Annotated in this window: 15 protein-coding genes; 5 read left to right on the top strand and 10 right to left on the bottom strand. The window is 60.9% G+C overall.

The genetic code is table 11. The features are described from left to right. Window positions 1-146: 146 nt before the first annotated feature. The 3 genes from PG5_RS27390 to PG5_RS27400 form a co-directional block, all read right to left on the bottom strand. Window positions 147-2,021 carry an MFS transporter gene (locus PG5_RS27390; RefSeq protein ID WP_020800332.1) on the bottom strand — a complete coding sequence of 625 codons (1,875 nt, stop codon included), beginning with the start codon at window positions 2,019-2,021 and terminating at the stop codon, window positions 147-149. A gap of 105 nt (window positions 2,022-2,126) precedes the next feature. Continuing rightward, window positions 2,127-3,278 carry a TDT family transporter gene (locus PG5_RS27395; protein WP_020800333.1) on the bottom strand — a complete coding sequence of 384 codons (1,152 nt, stop codon included), beginning with the start codon at window positions 3,276-3,278 and terminating at the stop codon, window positions 2,127-2,129. A 105-nt stretch (window positions 3,279-3,383) separates the two neighbouring features. Continuing rightward, the gene (locus tag PG5_RS27400) at window positions 3,384-4,574 is read right to left on the bottom strand and encodes an MFS transporter (RefSeq protein ID WP_020800334.1); all 1,191 of its coding nucleotides are present in this window, start codon (window positions 4,572-4,574) and stop codon (window positions 3,384-3,386) included. Between the two features lie 126 nt (window positions 4,575-4,700). On the opposite strand from PG5_RS27400, the gene PG5_RS27405 reads away from it, so the two are divergent. Both PG5_RS27405 and PG5_RS27410 read left to right on the top strand, forming a co-directional pair. Then, entirely contained in the window at window positions 4,701-5,237 is a 537-nt protein-coding gene (locus PG5_RS27405; RefSeq protein ID WP_020800335.1) for a TetR/AcrR family transcriptional regulator, read from the top strand. A 236-nt stretch (window positions 5,238-5,473) separates the two neighbouring features. Further along, a complete protein-coding gene (locus PG5_RS27410) occupies window positions 5,474-8,944 on the top strand; it encodes a PAS domain-containing hybrid sensor histidine kinase/response regulator (RefSeq protein WP_020800336.1) in 3,471 nt (1,156 codons plus the stop codon). 326 nt (window positions 8,945-9,270) lie between these two features. Here PG5_RS27410 and rmuC read toward each other — a convergent pair whose 3' ends face one another. The 3 genes from rmuC to PG5_RS34360 form a co-directional block, all read right to left on the bottom strand. Beyond that, entirely contained in the window at window positions 9,271-10,635 is a 1,365-nt protein-coding gene (gene rmuC / locus PG5_RS27415) for a DNA recombination protein RmuC (protein WP_169840440.1), read from the bottom strand. Between the two features lie 175 nt (window positions 10,636-10,810). Then, window positions 10,811-11,134 carry a hypothetical protein gene (locus PG5_RS27420; RefSeq protein WP_080725343.1) on the bottom strand — a complete coding sequence of 108 codons (324 nt, stop codon included), beginning with the start codon at window positions 11,132-11,134 and terminating at the stop codon, window positions 10,811-10,813. 335 nt (window positions 11,135-11,469) lie between these two features. Continuing rightward, on the bottom strand, window positions 11,470-11,859 hold the full coding sequence (locus tag PG5_RS34360) for a hypothetical protein (RefSeq protein WP_155943754.1): 390 nt from the start codon (window positions 11,857-11,859) through the stop codon (window positions 11,470-11,472). A gap of 251 nt (window positions 11,860-12,110) precedes the next feature. Here PG5_RS34360 and PG5_RS27425 point away from each other — a divergent pair, with 251 nt between their 5' ends. The 3 genes from PG5_RS27425 to PG5_RS27435 all read left to right on the top strand — a co-directional run bounded on the left by PG5_RS27425 (window position 12,111) and on the right by PG5_RS27435 (window position 14,494). Then, window positions 12,111-12,335, top strand: a complete 225-nt coding sequence (locus tag PG5_RS27425; RefSeq protein WP_007898912.1) for a hypothetical protein — start codon at window positions 12,111-12,113, stop codon at window positions 12,333-12,335. Between the two features lie 261 nt (window positions 12,336-12,596). Beyond that, window positions 12,597-13,079, top strand: a complete 483-nt coding sequence (locus PG5_RS27430) for a hypothetical protein (protein ID WP_020800340.1) — start codon at window positions 12,597-12,599, stop codon at window positions 13,077-13,079. Between the two features lie 146 nt (window positions 13,080-13,225). Next, entirely contained in the window at window positions 13,226-14,494 is a 1,269-nt protein-coding gene (locus PG5_RS27435) for an OmpP1/FadL family transporter (RefSeq protein WP_020800341.1), read from the top strand. Between the two features lie 180 nt (window positions 14,495-14,674). Here the strand turns inward: PG5_RS27435 and PG5_RS27440 are convergent, their stop codons facing one another. The 4 genes from PG5_RS27440 to PG5_RS27450 all read right to left on the bottom strand — a co-directional run bounded on the left by PG5_RS27440 (window position 14,675) and on the right by PG5_RS27450 (window position 17,112). Continuing rightward, window positions 14,675-15,241, bottom strand: a complete 567-nt coding sequence (locus PG5_RS27440; protein ID WP_020800342.1) for a glutathione peroxidase — start codon at window positions 15,239-15,241, stop codon at window positions 14,675-14,677. Between the two features lie 86 nt (window positions 15,242-15,327). Continuing rightward, window positions 15,328-15,450, bottom strand: coding sequence for a hypothetical protein (locus tag PG5_RS35060; protein ID WP_020800343.1), 123 nt, complete (start codon window positions 15,448-15,450; stop codon window positions 15,328-15,330). Next, entirely contained in the window at window positions 15,447-16,655 is a 1,209-nt protein-coding gene (locus tag PG5_RS27445) for an MFS transporter (protein WP_020800344.1), read from the bottom strand. Before PG5_RS27445 ends, PG5_RS35060 begins: the two co-directional genes overlap by 4 nt. 52 nt (window positions 16,656-16,707) lie before the next feature. Continuing rightward, the gene (locus PG5_RS27450; RefSeq protein ID WP_020800345.1) at window positions 16,708-17,112 is read right to left on the bottom strand and encodes a MarR family winged helix-turn-helix transcriptional regulator; all 405 of its coding nucleotides are present in this window, start codon (window positions 17,110-17,112) and stop codon (window positions 16,708-16,710) included. Between the last annotated feature and the right edge of the window lie 24 nt (window positions 17,113-17,136).

Here is a 17,136-nt window from a genome sequence, read left to right on the forward strand (position 1 = left end):
TATGTACGCTGTCAGGCCGCTATCGCGAGCAGGCTCACTCCTACAGTAGATCGGGTACAGCTGCGAACGACTGGTCGGCTTTAATGCCGCCATCGTTGCGACGCGGCGACTCGACAAGCCACCTCCCTCAGGATTTTCTCTCGGACCTACCGCACCGCACCCCGCAACTCACCCACCATTGCCTGCAACCGGGCCGGCTGCGCCGCCTCAACAGCCACCATCGGCCCCGCCACCAGCGTCACCCGTGACCACAAGCGGCGAAACAGCCCCTTGCCCGGATCGCGGCTGAAGAAACTGCCCCACAACCCCTGCAACGCCAAGGGAATGACCGGCACCGGAGTTTCTTCGAGAATGCGCGTGAGCCCACCCTTGAACTCGTTGATCTCGCCATCGGTGGTCAATTTGCCCTCGGGAAAGATGCACACCAACTCTCCGTCCTTCAGGTATTTCGCGATGCGCGTGAAGGCTTTTTCGTAGATCTGGATGTCTTCGTGACGACCCGCGATCGGAATCGTCCCCGCGGTGCGAAAGATGAAATTGAGCACCGGCAAGTTATAGATCTTGTAGTACATCACGAAGCGGATCGGTCGACGCACCGCACCGCCAATCAGCAAGGCATCGACGAACGACACGTGATTGCACACCAGCAACGCCGCCCCCTCATCGGGAATCATGTCGAGGTTGCGATGCTCTACGCGGTACATGGAATGGCTGAGCAGCCAGATCATGAAACGCATGGTGAACTCGGGAACGATCCTGAAGATGTAGGCGTTGACGCCGATGTTGAGCAACGACACCACCAGGAACAACTGCGGTATCGACAGCTTGACCAGGCTCAGCAGGATGATCGAGACGATCGCCGACACCACCATGAACAGCGCGTTGAGAATATTGTTGGCGGCGATCACCCGGGCCCGTTCGTTCTCGGCGGTGCGCGACTGGATCAAGGCATACAGCGGCACGATGTAGAAACCGCCGAACACGCCCAGGCCGAGGATGTCGAGCAATACAAGCCAGGCGTGGCCGAAACCAAGGATCTCGAGCCAGCCATGACCCACGGCGCTGTCGGGAATCCCGCCGGAATGCCACCACAGCAACAAGCCAAACACCGTCAATCCGAATGAGCCAAACGGCACCAGGCCGATTTCGACTTTGCGCCCGGAGAGTTTTTCGCAAAGCATCGAGCCCACGGCAATGCCGACCGAGAACACCGTCAGGATCAAGGTCACGACGGTTTCGTCACCGTGCATCCATTCCTTGGCATAGGCCGGGATCTGCGTCAGGTAGATCGCCCCGACAAACCAGAACCATGAGTTGCCGACGATCGAACGCGACACCGCCGGGGTCTGGCCGAGACCCAGCTTCAGGGTGGCCCAGGACTGACTGAAGATGTTCCAGTCCAGGCGCAATTCCGGCGAGGCCGCCGCGGCCCTCGGAATGCCGCGACTGGCCAGGTAGCCGAGCACGGCGATAGCGATGATCGCGGTGGAAACCACCGGCGCGTAATGACTGGACGACATCATGATGCCGGCGCCGATGGTCCCGGCGAGAATGGCCAGGAAGGTGCCCATTTCCACCAGGCCGTTGCCACCCACCAGTTCGTCTTCATGCAGGGCCTGGGGCAGGATCGAGTACTTCACCGGCCCGAACAGCGCCGAGTGCGTGCCCATGGCGAACAGGGCCAGCAACATCAACGACAGGTGATCGAACAGGAAGCCCACCGCCCCCACCGCCATGATGACGATTTCCCAAAGCTTGATCAGGCGGATCAGCGCATCCTTGGCGAACTTCTCGCCGAACTGCCCGGCCAGCGCCGAAAACAGGAAAAACGGCAGGATGAACAGCAGCGCACACAGGTTGACCCAGATCGAACGGTCGCCTTCGATCGACAACTTGTACAAGATGGCGAGGATCAACGACTGCTTGAAGATGTTGTCGTTGAACGCCCCGAGGGACTGGGTCACGAAGAACGGCAGGAAACGCCGGGTGCGCAGCAAGGTGAACTGTGAAGGGTGACTCATCTTCCATGTGTCCCTGAAGCTTGTGAGTGGGTAACGAATGGCGTGGATACCGTCATTGGAATGTCGCACGTCGATCCAGGCCACACATTACCTAATCTTTGCCGGTTATTTCTTTAATCCTGCAATGCACGGCGAGACAAACAACTCGCCGCGCCAGGCGCCTTGCACCGTACGCTTGGCGACGATCAGCCACATCACGATCAGCAGGCTCACCAGCACACAACCAAAGACACTGAAAAACACCAGGTGCAGCGTGCTGGCCAGTTTCAACGTTGCCAGAGAATAGACGCCCAACGGAAAGGTGAAACCCCACCAGCCGAGATTGAAAGGAATGCCGGCGCGCAGATAACGCAAGGTAATCAGCACCGCCATCAGCATCCACCACAGGCCAAATCCCCACAGGGTGACCCCGGCGACCAGGCCCAGCCCCGCGGCAATTTCACCGACACCCGATAAACCGTTGGCGGCAAAAATTGCCGGCGCATCGGCGCCCAACAGCAACATGCCCAGTGCACCGGTACCGATCGGCCCGAGCGCCAGCCAACTCGAAGCCGCCATGTTTTCGTGGGGCAGTTTATGCAGCGCCATGCGCAGCAGCAAAATCGTCAGGATGCTGAACGCCACCGGCAGGGAAAATGCCCAGAGCACGTAGCTGGTCACCAGCATCACCAGTTGCCCATGCGCATCGGCCAGGTGTGGCGCCAGCAAGCCACCGCTGGCGGCCGCGACTTCCGCTGCCACGACCGGCAGCAGCCATACAGCGGTCATCTGATCGATGCTGTGCTCCTGGCGAGTGAACATCAGGAAGGGAATCAGCACCCCGCACGCCACGGACATCGCCACGTCCAGCCACCACAAGGCCTCTGCCAGGTGAATCACACCCTCGCCCCAGCGCGGCAAGCCGAAGACTACAAAGCCATTGATGATGGTCGCCAGGCCCATGGGGATCGTGCCGAAAAACATCGAAACCGTGGAGTGGCCGAAAATCCGCCGCGCCTCATCGAAAAACAGCACCCAGCGTGCCGCGTACAGCAGCGTAAACAACAGGAACAGAAAGATATTGAACAGCCAAAGTCCTTCGGCAATGGCGTGCAGCACTGGACTGGCAACGGGCAATTGCATCAACGCCAAGGCCAGCACCCCGGTGCCCATGGTGGCGGCGAACCAGTTAGGGGTGAACTGGCGGATGACTTCGCGCGGGTGCTGCAAATGGCTGAACGGTTTGATTCCGGGATTGAGGGTATTGGGGCATGTCATGGCGAACTCCTGTCCTCTCGTGAGGTGGAGTCCATCTTAGATCCAGATAGAATATCTATATAACGGGTAATATCTCTAACTGTTATCTATTTTGCAGATACAAAATCATTCGCCCGCAACACACGCCCGGGCTGTGCGCTGCCGCCACAACATCAGCAAGGCGCCGACAGCGAGAATAATTAGCCCCGCCCCATAGCCATCGGCAGTCGCCACCAGGCCGAACGTACGCGTCAGGTTTCCGGCCAGGAACGACGGCAGGCAGAACGCCAGGTAACTGAGCACGTAATACGCCGACATCAATCCCGCCCGCTCATGGGGCAAGGCCAAGGGCACCAGACTGCGTACAGCACCCAGGAAACCGGCGCCGAAGCCACAGCCGGCCACCAGGGTGCCAAGGAAAAACAGTGGCAGACTCGCGCTGTGCACGCCCAACAGGATCAGCACGATACCCGCCGGCAGTAAACTTGTGCCCAGCTGCAGCGCTTTGCCCGCGGGTTGGTTGCGCAGGGTGAAAATCATCGCGGCACCGGTCAATGTCAACGCTGCGACCGTTGCTCCGCCGATCAGGTTCGAGGTCGAACCGGTGGCCGTACGCACCAGCGACGGCGCCAATGATGCGTAAAAACCGCCAAGCGCCCAAGTCGCCACATTGAGCGGCAATACCCGCCACAGGGTCGAGCGTGCTTGTACGGGCACATGCAGGGTCGGGCGCAACGATGCCCAGGCCCCGGCCTGTGGCGATACGCTTTCCGGCAAACGCCAGACATACACCGCCTGCAGCGCAAACAGGGCGAGCAGCAGCCAGTAAGTCAATTGCAGGGGCGCGGGGGCGAACTCCGCCAGCAGGCCACAGCCCATGCCGCCCATGGCCATGCCGAGCAAGGGCGCAACGCTATTGATCAGCGGCCCTTGCTGGCGATCGACATCCAGCAAGGTGGCACTGAGCACGGCGGTCGCCATGCCGGTGGCAAAACCTTGCAGCACCCGGGCACCGATCAGCCAGGCAACGCTATCGGCGTAGATAAACAGCAGCATCGCCACGCCATTGAGCACGACAGCAGTGAAAATCACTGGCTTGCGCCCCAGGTAGTCCGAGAGCGAACCCACCGTCAACAACGCAGCCAACAGGCTGAGGGCATACACGCCGAAAATCAGGGTGAGCATGGCAGCGGAAAACTGCAGCTGCTCCTGATACAAGTGATACAACGGCGTCGGCGCCGTGGAAGCCGCCAGGAAACTGAGCAAGGTGATAGCCAGGAACCACAGGCTGGCACGGTTCGGATGGGAATTGGGCATGGACACGCTCCGCAAAAGCTAATTTTTTGCTTTTGCGGAGTGTGCTACCGGCTGGCGCTTAAAGCAAATTCTTTGTGTTAAGGTCCGGCATGGCCCTACAGAGCCCCGTAAAACAGGACATTTGCAATGACAGCGCCCACTCTACGCCCCGGCGGCCGCAGCGCCCGGGTTCAGGAATCGATCCACACCGCCGTGCGCGAACTGCTTGAAGAGCAAGACCGCGCCAGCGTCACCGTGCCGCAAATTGCCGCGCGCGCGGGGGTCACGCCTTCGACCATTTATCGGCGCTGGGGGGACCTGTCGGCGCTGCTGGCGGACGTCGCCCTGGCCCGCATGCGACCGGAAACCGAGTCGGCCAATACCGGCAGCCTGCTGGGTGATGTGCGAGCCTGGGCGGATCAGTATCTGGATGAAATGAGCTCCGCGCCGGGGCGCAACATGCTGCGCGACGTGCAATCGAGCCTCAAACCGAGCTATTGCGCGACGATCATTGGCGGGCAATTGCAGGTGATTCTGGATCGCTATCCGGATCAGCCCAAGCCTGGCGTCGACCGGCTGATCAATATGGTGGCGGCACCCATTGTGTTTCGTATCCTGTTCTCCGAGGCGCCGCTGGAGAGTGAGGAGTTGCATCGGTTGATCGAGATTGCGTTGGGGCAGTGAGGCCGCCTTCGCGAGCAAGCCCGCTCCCACATTGGATCTGCGTCGTACACGGATTAAATGTGGGAGCGGGCTTGCTCGCGAATGAGGACCGCACAGACACCAAAGATCTGACAGCGCACAACCCTGCGACACCCCGCCACGCCACGACCTTGGTCGACACTGACTAACCCCGGCCATCGTGCGAGACTGTCTGTCCGGGCGGGAGGTCCGGGTGTCTTTGGTTGCCTGGAGTTCCCATGTCGCTGTCCAGCGGGCTGATTGCCGTCGTCGCCCTGGCCTATATGGCCATCATGTTCGCCATCGCCTTCTACGGCGACCGCCGTAGCGCGCCCTTGCCGCCGCGGATGCGAGCCTGGGTGTACAGCCTGTCGCTGGCGGTCTACTGCACCAGCTGGACCTTCTTCGGTGCGGTGGGCCAGGCGGCCGAACAACTCTGGTCCTTCCTGCCGATCTACCTCGGGCCGATCCTGTTGTTGCTCGGTGCGCCGTGGGTCCTGCAAAAAATGGTGATGATCAGCAAGCAGGAGAACATCACCTCGATTGCCGACTTCATTGCCGCCCGCTACGGCAAATCGCAGTCCCTGGCGGTGGTGGTGGCGCTGATCTGCCTGGTCGGCGTGCTGCCCTACATCGCACTGCAGCTCAAGGGCATCGTGCTCGGCGTGAACCTGCTGATCGGTGCCGGCGCCGATGCCATGGGGGTTCGCGCGCAAGACACTGCGCTGGTGGTGTCCCTCGTACTGGCGCTGTTCACCATTGTCTTCGGCACGCGCAACCTCGACGCCACGGAACACCACCGCGGCATGGTGTTGGCGATTGCGTTCGAGTCGCTGGTCAAGCTGTTCGCTTTCCTGGCGGTGGGCGCCTACGTGACCTTCGGCCTCTACGACGGTTTCGATGACCTGTTCGACCAGGCCATGCTCGCCCCGCGCCTGGAGGAATACTGGAAGGAGACCATCAACTGGCCATCGATGGTGGTGCAGACCGGCGTGGCGATGATGGCGATCATCTGCCTGCCGCGGCAGTTTCACGTGACCGTGGTCGAGAACATCGACCCGCAGGATCTGCGCCTGGCCAAATGGGTGTTCCCGGCCTACCTGGCCCTGGCGGCCTTGTTTGTCGTGCCGATCGCGCTGGCGGGCCAGATGCTGCTGCCCAGCTCCGTGCTGCCGGACTCCTTTGTCATCAGCCTGCCGCTGGCCCAGGCTCATCCTGCCCTGGCGCTGCTGGCCTTTATCGGCGGCGCATCGGCGGCCACGGGCATGGTGATCGTGGCCAGCGTGGCGCTGTCGACCATGGTCTCCAACGACATGCTGCTGCCCTGGCTGCTGCGCCGCAACAATGCCGAGCGCCCGTTCGAGGTGTTCCGCCAGTGGATGCTGTCGGTGCGCCGCGTGACCATCGTGGTCATCCTGCTGCTGGCCTACGTCAGTTATCGACTGCTGGGATCGACCGCCAGCCTGGCGACCATCGGCCAGATCGCCTTCGCCGCCGTGACGCAGCTGGCACCGGCGATGCTCGGCGCGCTGTACTGGAAACAGGCCAACCGCCGCGGCGTATTTGCCGGACTCGCCGCCGGTACATTCCTGTGGTTCTACACACTGGTCCTGCCGATTGCCGCCCATAGCCTGGGTTTATCCCTGAACAGTTTTCCGGGCCTGGCCTGGCTGCACAGCAACCCGTTGAACCTGCCGATCACCCCGCTGACCCAAGGCGTGGTGCTGTCGCTGGCGGGCAACTTCACGCTGTTCGCCTGGGTCTCGGTGTTGTCGCGCACCCGCGTGTCGGAGCACTGGCAGGCCGGGCGCTTCATCGGCCAGGAAATCAGTGCCCGACCCAGCGCCCGCTCGATGCTCGCGGTACAGATCGACGATCTGCTGCAACTGGCCGCGCGCTTCGTCGGTGAAGAACGCGCGCGGCAGAGCTTCATTCGTTTTGCCTACCGCCAGGGCAAGGGCTTCAATCCGAACCAGAACGCCGATGGTGAGTGGATCGCCCACACCGAACGATTGCTCGCGGGTGTGCTGGGTGCTTCATCGACGCGTGCGGTGGTAAAAGCCGCCATTGAAGGCCGTGAAATGCAACTCGAAGACGTCGTGCGCATCGCCGACGAGGCTTCCGAAGTCCTGCAATTCAACCGCGCGCTGCTGCAAGGCGCGATCGAGAACATCACCCAGGGCATCAGCGTGGTCGACCAGTCGCTGAAGCTGGTGGCCTGGAACCGCCGCTACCTGGAGCTGTTCAACTACCCGGATGGCCTGATCAGCGTCGGCCGGCCGATTGCCGACATCATCCGCTACAACGCCGAGCGCGGCTTGTGTGGCCCCGGTGAAGCGGAAGTGCACGTCGCGCGTCGCCTGCACTGGATGCGCCAAGGTCGGGCGCACACGTCCGAACGGCTGTTCCCCAATGGCCGGGTGATCGAACTGATCGGCAACCCGATGCCCGGCGGCGGCTTCGTCATGAGTTTCACCGACATCACGGCGTTCCGCGAAGCCGAGCAGGCGTTGACCGAGGCCAATGAGGGCCTGGAACAGCGTGTCGCGGAGCGCACGCACGAGCTGTCGCAACTCAACGTAGCCCTGACCGAAGCCAAGGGCACCGCCGAGGCCGCGAACCAGTCGAAGACCCGATTCCTGGCGGCGGTCAGCCATGACCTCATGCAACCGTTGAACGCCGCGCGCCTGTTTTCCGCCGCCCTGACTCACCAGGACGACGGCTTGTCCGCCGAGGCGCAAAAACTGGTCCAGCACCTGGACAGCTCGCTGCGATCGGCCGAAGACCTGATCAGCGATTTGCTGGACATTTCCCGCCTGGAAAACGGCAAGATCAACCCGGATGCCAAGCCGTTCGCGCTCAATGAGTTGTTCGACACCCTGGGTGCCGAGTTCAAGGCGCTGGCGCGGGACCAGGGCCTGGAATTTCGCGTCAGGCGCAGTTCGCTGCGCATCAACAGCGACATAAAGCTCTTGCGCCGCATCCTGCAGAATTTCCTCACCAACGCTTTCCGCTATGCCAAGGGGCCGGTGCTGCTGGGCGTGCGCCGTCGCCAGGGTGAGGTGTGCCTTGAAGTGTGGGACCGTGGGCCAGGCATTCCGGAAGACAAGCAACAGGTGATATTCGAAGAATTCAAACGCCTCGACAGCCATCAGACCCGCGCCGAGAAAGGGCTTGGCCTGGGGCTGGCGATCGCCGACGGATTATGTCGCGTGCTGGGGCACAAGCTACGCGTGCGCTCGTGGCCGGGACGCGGCAGCGTGTTCAGTGTGAGCGTCCCCCTGGCCCGCGCGCTAGCCGCGCTGCCGGCCCAGCCTACCGAACTCAATGGCAAACTGCCCAGCGGCGCCCAGGTACTGTGCATCGACAATGAAGACAGCATCCTGATCGGCATGAACAGCCTGCTCACCCGCTGGGGCTGCCAAGTCTGGACCGCGCGTAACCGCGAGGAATGCATGGCCCTGCTCAGCGATGGCCTGCGTCCGCAATTGGCACTGGTGGATTACCACCTGGACGATGGCGAAACCGGGACCGAACTGATGGCCTGGCTGCGCACCCGACTGGGCGAGCCGGTACCCGGCGTGGTCATCAGCGCCGACGGACGCCCCGAGACCGTGGCCCAGGTGCATGCTGCGGGGTTGGATTATTTGGCCAAGCCAGTGAAACCGGCGGCGTTGCGGGCGTTGTTGAGTCGGCATTTGCCGCTATAACGCTTTCGCTTTAGCCCGCGGGCCCTGCGCACCGATCGCTCCCATGCTCCGCGTTCCGCTTTCGACGCAAGGCTTGAGTCGGGTGCAACGGTGACGCGGAGCGTCACGGGATGCATTCCCACGCAGAGCGTGGGAACGATCAATCGGCGGCGTTGCGGTCCCTGCGCACCGATCGTTCCCATGCTCCGCGTGGGAATGCCGCCGGGGACGCTCCGCGTTCCGCTATCGACGCAAGGCTTGAGTCGGGTGCAAGGGTGACGCCGAGCGTCACGGGATGCATTCCCACGCAGAGCGTGGGAACGATCAACAATCGCGGGCAGGCTCGCCTATTCCGGCAATTCGACCAACCCGTCAATATCGGTCATCGCCCGCTCCAGCAAATCCGCTGGCAAGCTCTTGCTCGCCCGCGCGCCCAGCAGCTTGAGCTGCTCACTGCGGCTGACCAGGTTGCCGCGGCCTTCTGTCAGCTTGTTGCGCGCCGAGCTGTAGGCTTTGTCCAGTTGCTGCAAGCGATTGCCGACTTCGTCCAGATCCTGGATGAACAACACGAACTTGTCGTACAGCCATCCTGCCCGCTCGGCGATTTCCCGGGCGTTCTGGCTTTGCCGCTCCTGCTTCCACAGGCTGTCGATGACACGCAGGGTCGCCAGCAGCGTGGTCGGGCTGACGATCACGATGTTGCGGTCGAAGGCTTCCTGGAACAGTGTGGGCTCCGCCTGCAACGCGGCAGAGAACGCCGCTTCGATCGGTACGAACAACAGGACGAAGTCCAGGCTGTGCAAGCCGTCCAGGCGTTTGTAGTCCTTGCCGGCCAAGCCCTTGACGTGGTTGCGCAGCGACAGCACATGTTGCTTGATGGCGATCTGGCCGATGGCTTCGTCTTCGGCCGCCACGTACTGCTGATAGGCCGTCAGGCTGACCTTGGAGTCGACGACCACCTGCTTGTCGCCGGGCAGGTAAATGATCACGTCCGGCTGGAAACGCTCGCCGTCCGGGCCCTTGAGATTGACCTGGGTCTGGTACTCGCGCCCCTTCTCCAGCCCCGCATGCTCAAGCACGCGTTCCAGAATCAACTCGCCCCAGTTGCCCTGGGTTTTCTGTCCTTTCAAGGCGCGGGTCAGGTTGGTGGCTTCGTCGCTCAGGCGCAGGTTGAGCTGTTGCAGGCGCTCCAGTTCCTTGGCCAGGGAAAAGCGCTCTCGGGCTTCAGCCTGATAACTTTCCTCGACGCGCTTTTCAAAAGACTGGATGCGCTCTTTCAACGGATCGAGCAATTGCCCCAGGCGCTGCTGGCTGGTTTCGGCAAAACGCTGCTCGCGCTCGTCGAAGATTTTCCCGGCCAGTTCGGCGAACTGCGCACGCAGCTCGTCCCGTGAGCCCTGCAGGTCGTTGAGGCGCTGCTGATGGCTTTCCTGTTGCTCGCGCAGCTCGGCCTTGAGAGAAGCGGCCAGGGCGTCGAGGCGGCGCAGTTCGACTTCTTTGCCGGCGCGTTCGATATTCCAGGCGTGAGCAGCATCGCGGGCATCGTCACGCTCGATTTGCAGCAGCTCGACCTCACGGCGCACCGCGGCGAGGTCCGCTTGCTTGGCTGCGTTGGCTTGACCGAGATCGGCGATTTCATCGCGACAGGCCTCAAGTTGCGCATTCACCCCATCCTGCGCCAGATTCGCCGTGGCCAGGCGCTCTTCCAGCAACGATGCCTGGGCCTGGGCGGTGCTCGCCCGGCGCTGCAGTTGCCAGGCCAACACCAGCAATGGCAACGCCGCGCCCGCAAGCCCCAGCAATGCGCTGGTCAAGTCCATAGCCATAGCCACTCCTGCCATTGAAATAAAGCCTGAAGGTTAACCAAGGCGTCAGGTCTTGGACAGCTCAGTCTTCGATCAGGCCCAGTTCCTGTTGCGCACGCAGGTCCCCTGCCCGCGCGGCCTGACGCAAGAGATCCTGGCCAATCCGGCGATCCCGGGCATTGCCGCACTCACGGCACATCAGTTGCCCCAACCGGCTTTGCGCGGCGACGACGCCTTCACGGGCCGGTTGCTTGAGTAAACGTCCGGCGATGTGTTTGACGTTGGAGTTTTCGCCCAGGCGCGGGCTGTCCAGCAACCACTCGGCCACCCGCATCGAAAAGCGCTTGGGTGAGGCTACCGTGGACGATTTGGCGGAAGAGGAAGGAGGTGGTGTACGAAACTTCATAAAGCACTGTGGGCAGATCGGAAGGCGCGCCACTCTACTCTCTTTTTCTTACAGGTAAAGCCGAAAAAAACCCGGCACGCCCGTCCTAGAGCAAGCGCTCGGGACAATCCACAGAAGCTGTGGATAACTCAGTGGACAACCGCCATTGAACTCGCGCAAAGGCTTATGGAATGGGGCCTGCAGTCAAACTGACGATTTTTTCACCAGTTAAAAAAGACGATATTTTTCATTGACTTAAATTTTGGTTACAGGCACCCACTGCGTTTGAAGGCTGGATGACAGCAGGGTGACAGTCTGCGCAACTAATGTGCACAACTACCTTCTGGATGGTTATATCACCGGTTTTTTTCGGCGCAATTTTCTTGCTCGTTGGGGATAACCCCCCGTAAAACCCGCGCTCCAGGCAGCTCCCAGCGATGACCGCCGGTCGGATTACGCTCGATGATCGAACAATTTCCAAGGCTCGTCGAAGCGTAGGCGAAGGATGACGCCAAGCGAACATCCAGGATTTTTTGCCAGCACACTTCCCTTTGCCTTTTCAATCCGTTACTATCCGCGGCGTTAGTACCAAGCTGAAAGTCAATTCTGGTCGAACAAATCCCCCCGGCGCAGCCTTCCCACAGGAAGCCGCTACCGAAAAAGCGGGATCGACCACCTCGATGGTTTCCAGGTAAATCTTGCGCCAATACAGCCTTTGAATAAACGAAGGGTGTTGCCAAGCTCATTTACGCTGACCGAACCAGCCTGCAAATTGATCAGGATCTTCACCCCGGGCCCAGAACCTTTGCCCTTGATGTGTTGCCTGCCCTCCTAAGTACCTACCTGCCAGCCCAAGCGCGCCAATTTATCAGCGCTTCAAACTGGCTGCTTTGTTCCAGTCAGGGTTCTTCGTTCGACCAACGGTGGTCGTCGTTACTGGAACGTTTTAATTTTGCACGGCTCTTATCCGTGTCGCTTGTAGGAACACCCAATGACTATGTCTACTCAAATCCACACCCAGGATGCCATCCGCACCCTAACCAACGCTTTTGCACCAATGAACTGCCTGATCATGGCCGCTCGCAAAGGCTGTTTCAGCTTCACCCTGGTCAACGAACACGGCATCGCCCGTCACAGCGAACGCCTGTACCCCGACCAGTATTCCAGCGCCGAACCGCTGCAGGCGGTCATCGAGCGTACGCGTCAGGCCTTGGTCGCCTGATACGCCAGCAAGCCTGAAACACCAGAAGCCCCGCCCGAAAAGCGGGGCTTTTTGTTGCGCAAGGTTTCACGATGACTAAGCACGGATAGATATAACGTTTATAACTCGCCGGCAGAAATATTTTAAAAACAGTCCTTTACGCGGTGAATATGACACTAGACTTCAACTCAAGCGGCTTGATCCGCTTCCGACGAGCCTGAGTCGATTCACCGCTGCCAAAGCCTTTCAGGTTCGTCGCCAATTTGATGTATCGAGGGTTTTATGGGTATCGCTGCCAGCGAACTGTGCCGTTATGTAATCCGTCCGACCTTGATCTACCTTGGACGCCATAGCGCAACCGCCGAATCCCTGCTGCTAGGCATCGCCGCCAGCCAGTCAGCCCTTGGTTCCGCCCTGCATGACCGCCGTGGACACGGCCTGTATCGAATCGCCGAACCCCGCCACCAGGCACTTTGGGACCATTACCTGGCACTCGATCCGGAACGCGCCAGCCTGGTGCGTGGCCTGGCCAGCCAACATGCATTCCTCAGCGGCCCGCACCTGGAATTGACCGTCAACCTGCGTTACGCCACCGCCATCGCCTGGCTGCTGGTCGAAGAACAGAATACCCCCCTCCCCGAACCAGACGACTTGCTGGGCATGGCCCGAATCTGGCGCCAGACCTTCCAGCCCCAGGGACGCCTGAGAGATTTCACCTGCGCCTGGCAAACCTGTGTTGCACCGCTGAATCAGGTCGCCTGCTGACTGCCCCGAATTCAAAGATCGCTCAACTGGCAGCGAATTTGGTCGGATTGTCCTACAAAACCGCTCTAAATCAAGCATTACAGCCTATGGCGCTGGGACGAAAATGTTGGTAATTTTCGCCCCGGTGATCACCAGGAGTTCTAATAATGAAAAAAGTAATGCTCAAAACCACCATTAGCCTCGCCGTTGCCTTGGCATCCACCCAGATCTTCGCGAGTGGTTTCGCCCTCAACGAACAAAGCATCAGCGGGATGGGGACAGGTTTTGCCGGGCGATCTTCCGCTGCCGACGACGCATCCACCGTATTTGGCAACCCTGCTGGCATGTCGCGCCTCAAGCGCGAACAAGTGACTGGCGGTGTTGCATTCATCGACGCGCACGCTGATATCAGCGATGCCAGCTCCCGTCCCAATGGCGGCACCAACAAAGGTGACATGGTCCCTTTCATGGGCGTGCCGATGGGCTACTACGTCAAGCCACTCGATGACCAGTGGGCAGTCGGTTTCGGCGTCTACGCGCCATTCGGCCTGGTGACCGACTACGAGAACGGCTTTGCCGGCCGTTACTTCGGCAGCAAGAGTGAAGTCACCATCGTGACGCTGCAGCCAACCGTCAGCTACGCCTTTAACGACAAGGTGTCGATCGGCTTCGGTCCTACCATTAACCGCATCGACGGCAAGCTGGAATCGAACCTTTCGCTGAACCCGGCGGCTCCGGACGGCGAAGTTAAGATCAAGGGTGACGACACCGCTCTGGGCTACAACATCGGTATCCTGGTGCAAGCCACCGACAGCACTCGCGTCGGCCTGACCTACCACTCGAAAGTGAAGTACAAGCTCGAGGGTGACACCAAGGTCAACTACGGCTTCCTCACGAACCTGCGTCAGAACCCGAACCAGAAGTACGACGCTTCACTGGACATCACCACGCCTGAGTCGGTCGACTTCTCGGTTACCCATCAACTGGACAACCAGTGGACCCTCTACGCAGGCAGCACCTGGACTCGCTGGAGCCGCCTGAAAGAAATCACCGTCGAGAACAGTGGCGTGCCTGCTGCTTTGAACCCAGCGTTTGGCACCATCACCGAAGAGCAGAACTGGCACGACACCTGGGCTCACGCCATCGGTGCCTCCTACCAGTTGAACAAGCAGTGGGTACTGCGTACCGGTCTGTCGGTTGACCAGGCGCCAACCAACAACGAAAACCGCTCTCCACGCATCCCCACCGGCGATCGCAAGATTTTCAGCCTGGGTGCCGGCTGGAGCCCGACCGACGACCTGACCATCGACGTTGCGTATTCGTACCTGCATGAAGAGTCGGTCAAGGTCAACGATAACAACGGCCGCCAAGCCTACAGCTCCAAGTATGAAAACTGGGCGAACGGTTTCGGTGTCGGTGCGACCTACCGCTTCTGATGACCGTCAGGGAGTTTGAAAGGCTCGCCGCCTGAATCAAAAAAAGCCCCGCGCTCTTACACAGAGGCGGGGCTTTTTTGTGGGAGCGAGCCTGCTCGCGATGGACGTCAACGATAACGTGTGAAGCCTGACACCCCGCGGCGCTCTCAAGTCCATCGCGAGCAGGCTCGCTCCCACAGATCAAGGAGTGGAGGCCAATGGTGGCGAAGCCAGGGCTTTTTCCACGGCCTCAATGAACTCGGGATCATCGGGCTTGGTCAGGCTGGAAAAGCTGGCAATCACCTTGCCCTGGCGATCGACCACGTACTTGTAGAAATTCCACTTCGGCGCGCCGCTTTGTTTGGCGAGGACCTGGAACAGGTGCGTGGCATCGTCACCACGAACTTTCTGCGGTTCGGTCATGGTGAAGGTCACCCCGTAGTTCACGTAACAGACCTTGGCGGTCTCGGCGCCGTCCTTGGACTCTTGCTTGAAGTCATTGGACGGCACACCGATCACCTCCAGCCCCTGTTCCTTGTAGCGCTGATTGAGCGCCTCGAGGCTTTTGAACTGCGGGGCAAAACCACAGAAGCTGGCGGTATTGACCACCACCAGCGGCTTGCCGGCGAAACGCTGGCACAGATCGATGGATTCCTTGGCGCGCAGCTTGGGCAACGAGCCTTCGAGCAGCGCCGGGCACTCTGCCGCCTGGGCCAATCCGGTAAACGCTACCAGTAACACGGGAACCGCCAGCCAGCGCATCAGCATATCGGTGCTTCCTTGAGAGTTCTTGTGAGATTGAAGTTACTCGCCCTCACTTGCTGCTAGCAAGCGTCCTTGAAGAATGCCGCCCTCTAGCACGCCCCCATGCCCAGTTGCATCAACGCCAGGCCGCCCTGATGCCAGCCCCACCAGGCCACGGCCAGCAGCAAGCCGCACACAGCGGCGATCACGATCCGCGACCAGAGGCTGTTCATGTCGCACTCAGCTGGCTTTGCAGACGCGCCACGGGCCGCTCACGCACGGGCCAGTTAAGCGCGGCCGCCATCAGGCTCAAGAGGATCGCCACCTGCCAGATCAAGTCGTAGCTCCCGGTCCGGTCGTACACCACCCCGCCCAGCCAGCCACCGAGAAATGACCCGAGCTGGTGAAACAGGAAAACAATCCCACCGAGCATGGACAGGTTTCGTACGCCGAACAAGGTGGCCACGGTGCCGTTGGTCAAGGGAACGGTCGACAACCATAGGAACCCCATGGCCATCCCGAACAGGTAGGCGCTGGTCGTCGTCACTGGCGCCCACAGGAACAACCCGATCACCACGGCGCGCAGCAGGTACAGGCCAGTCAACAGACGCGGTTTGGACATGCGCCCGCCGAGCCAGCCGGCGGTATAGGTGCCGAAGATGTTGAACAGGCCGATCAAGGCCAGCACCGTGGTACCCACCGTCGCCGGCAGATGTTGATCCACCAGGTACGCTGGCAGGTGCACGCCAATGAACACCACCTGGAAGCCACAGACAAAAAAGCCGAATGCCAGCAGCCAGAACCCCGAATGGGAGCACGCCTCGCGCAACGCTTCAGAAAGGGTCTGTTCGTGGCCGAGCAGCGGCAGCGGCTTGTCCTTGAGCATGCTCACCAGCGGCACGATCAGTGCCACCAGCACACCCAGCGCCAGCAATGCCGCCGACCAGCCGAGCCAGCCGATCAAACCGAGCGTGCCCGGCAGCATGGCGAACTGGCCGAACGAACCGGCGGCACTGGCGATACCCATGCCCATGCTGCGTTTTTCTGGCGGCACCGCACGCCCGACCACGCCGAGGATCACTGAGAAGGAGGTGCCGGACAGGCCGATCCCGATCAGCAGGCCGGCGCTCAGGGACAAGGTCACCGCCGAGTCGGAAAGCCCCATGCAGACCAACCCCGCCGCGTACAGGACGCCGCCGACCAGCACCACTTTGGCCGCGCCAAAGCGGTCGGCCAGGGCGCCGGTGAAGGGTTGCGCCAGGCCCCAGATCAGGTTCTGCAGGGCGATGGCGAAGGCGAAGACTTCACGCCCCCAGCCGAACTCGGCACTCATCGGCGCCAGGAATAGCCCGAAACCGTGTCGCACCCCGAGGGACAACGCCAGGATCAGCGCACTTCCCAGTAAAACCCAACCGCACGTACGCCACATCGAGGTCATTCTTGTTCTCCATTTACGGGTATATACCCGCTTAAAATCGAAAAAACTGACCTCAAGCCAGTTCGTCCAGCAACTTCAATAACGTTTCACGCTTTTCCGCGCCCAAGCGATCGACCAAGCGCTGTTGCGCCGCCTCCCAGGCGGGCAAGGCGGCTTTGAGGCGCTCGGCGCCCGCTTCGGTGAGCAGGACGATGCGATTGCGCATGTCCTCGCCCTCGACCAGCGTCACCAGGCCATCACCCTCCAGCACACGCAAGTTGCGCCCCAGGGTACTGCGATCCAGGCCCATGGCTTCGGCGAGGGTGGAGATACTCGGTTGATCCAGGCGCTGCAGGTTGCACAGCAAAGAATACTGCGCAACGTTGATCCCGAAGCCATCGAGAGCGCCGTCGTAATGCCTGCTGACGCCACGGGCGGCGCGACGCAGGTTGATGCATAAACATTGGGATTCGAGCATGGTGCGTGTATATACCCGTGGTTG

The organism is Pseudomonas sp. G5(2012) (assembly GCF_000408945.1).
Taxonomy (GTDB): domain Bacteria; phylum Pseudomonadota; class Gammaproteobacteria; order Pseudomonadales; family Pseudomonadaceae; genus Aquipseudomonas; species Aquipseudomonas umsongensis.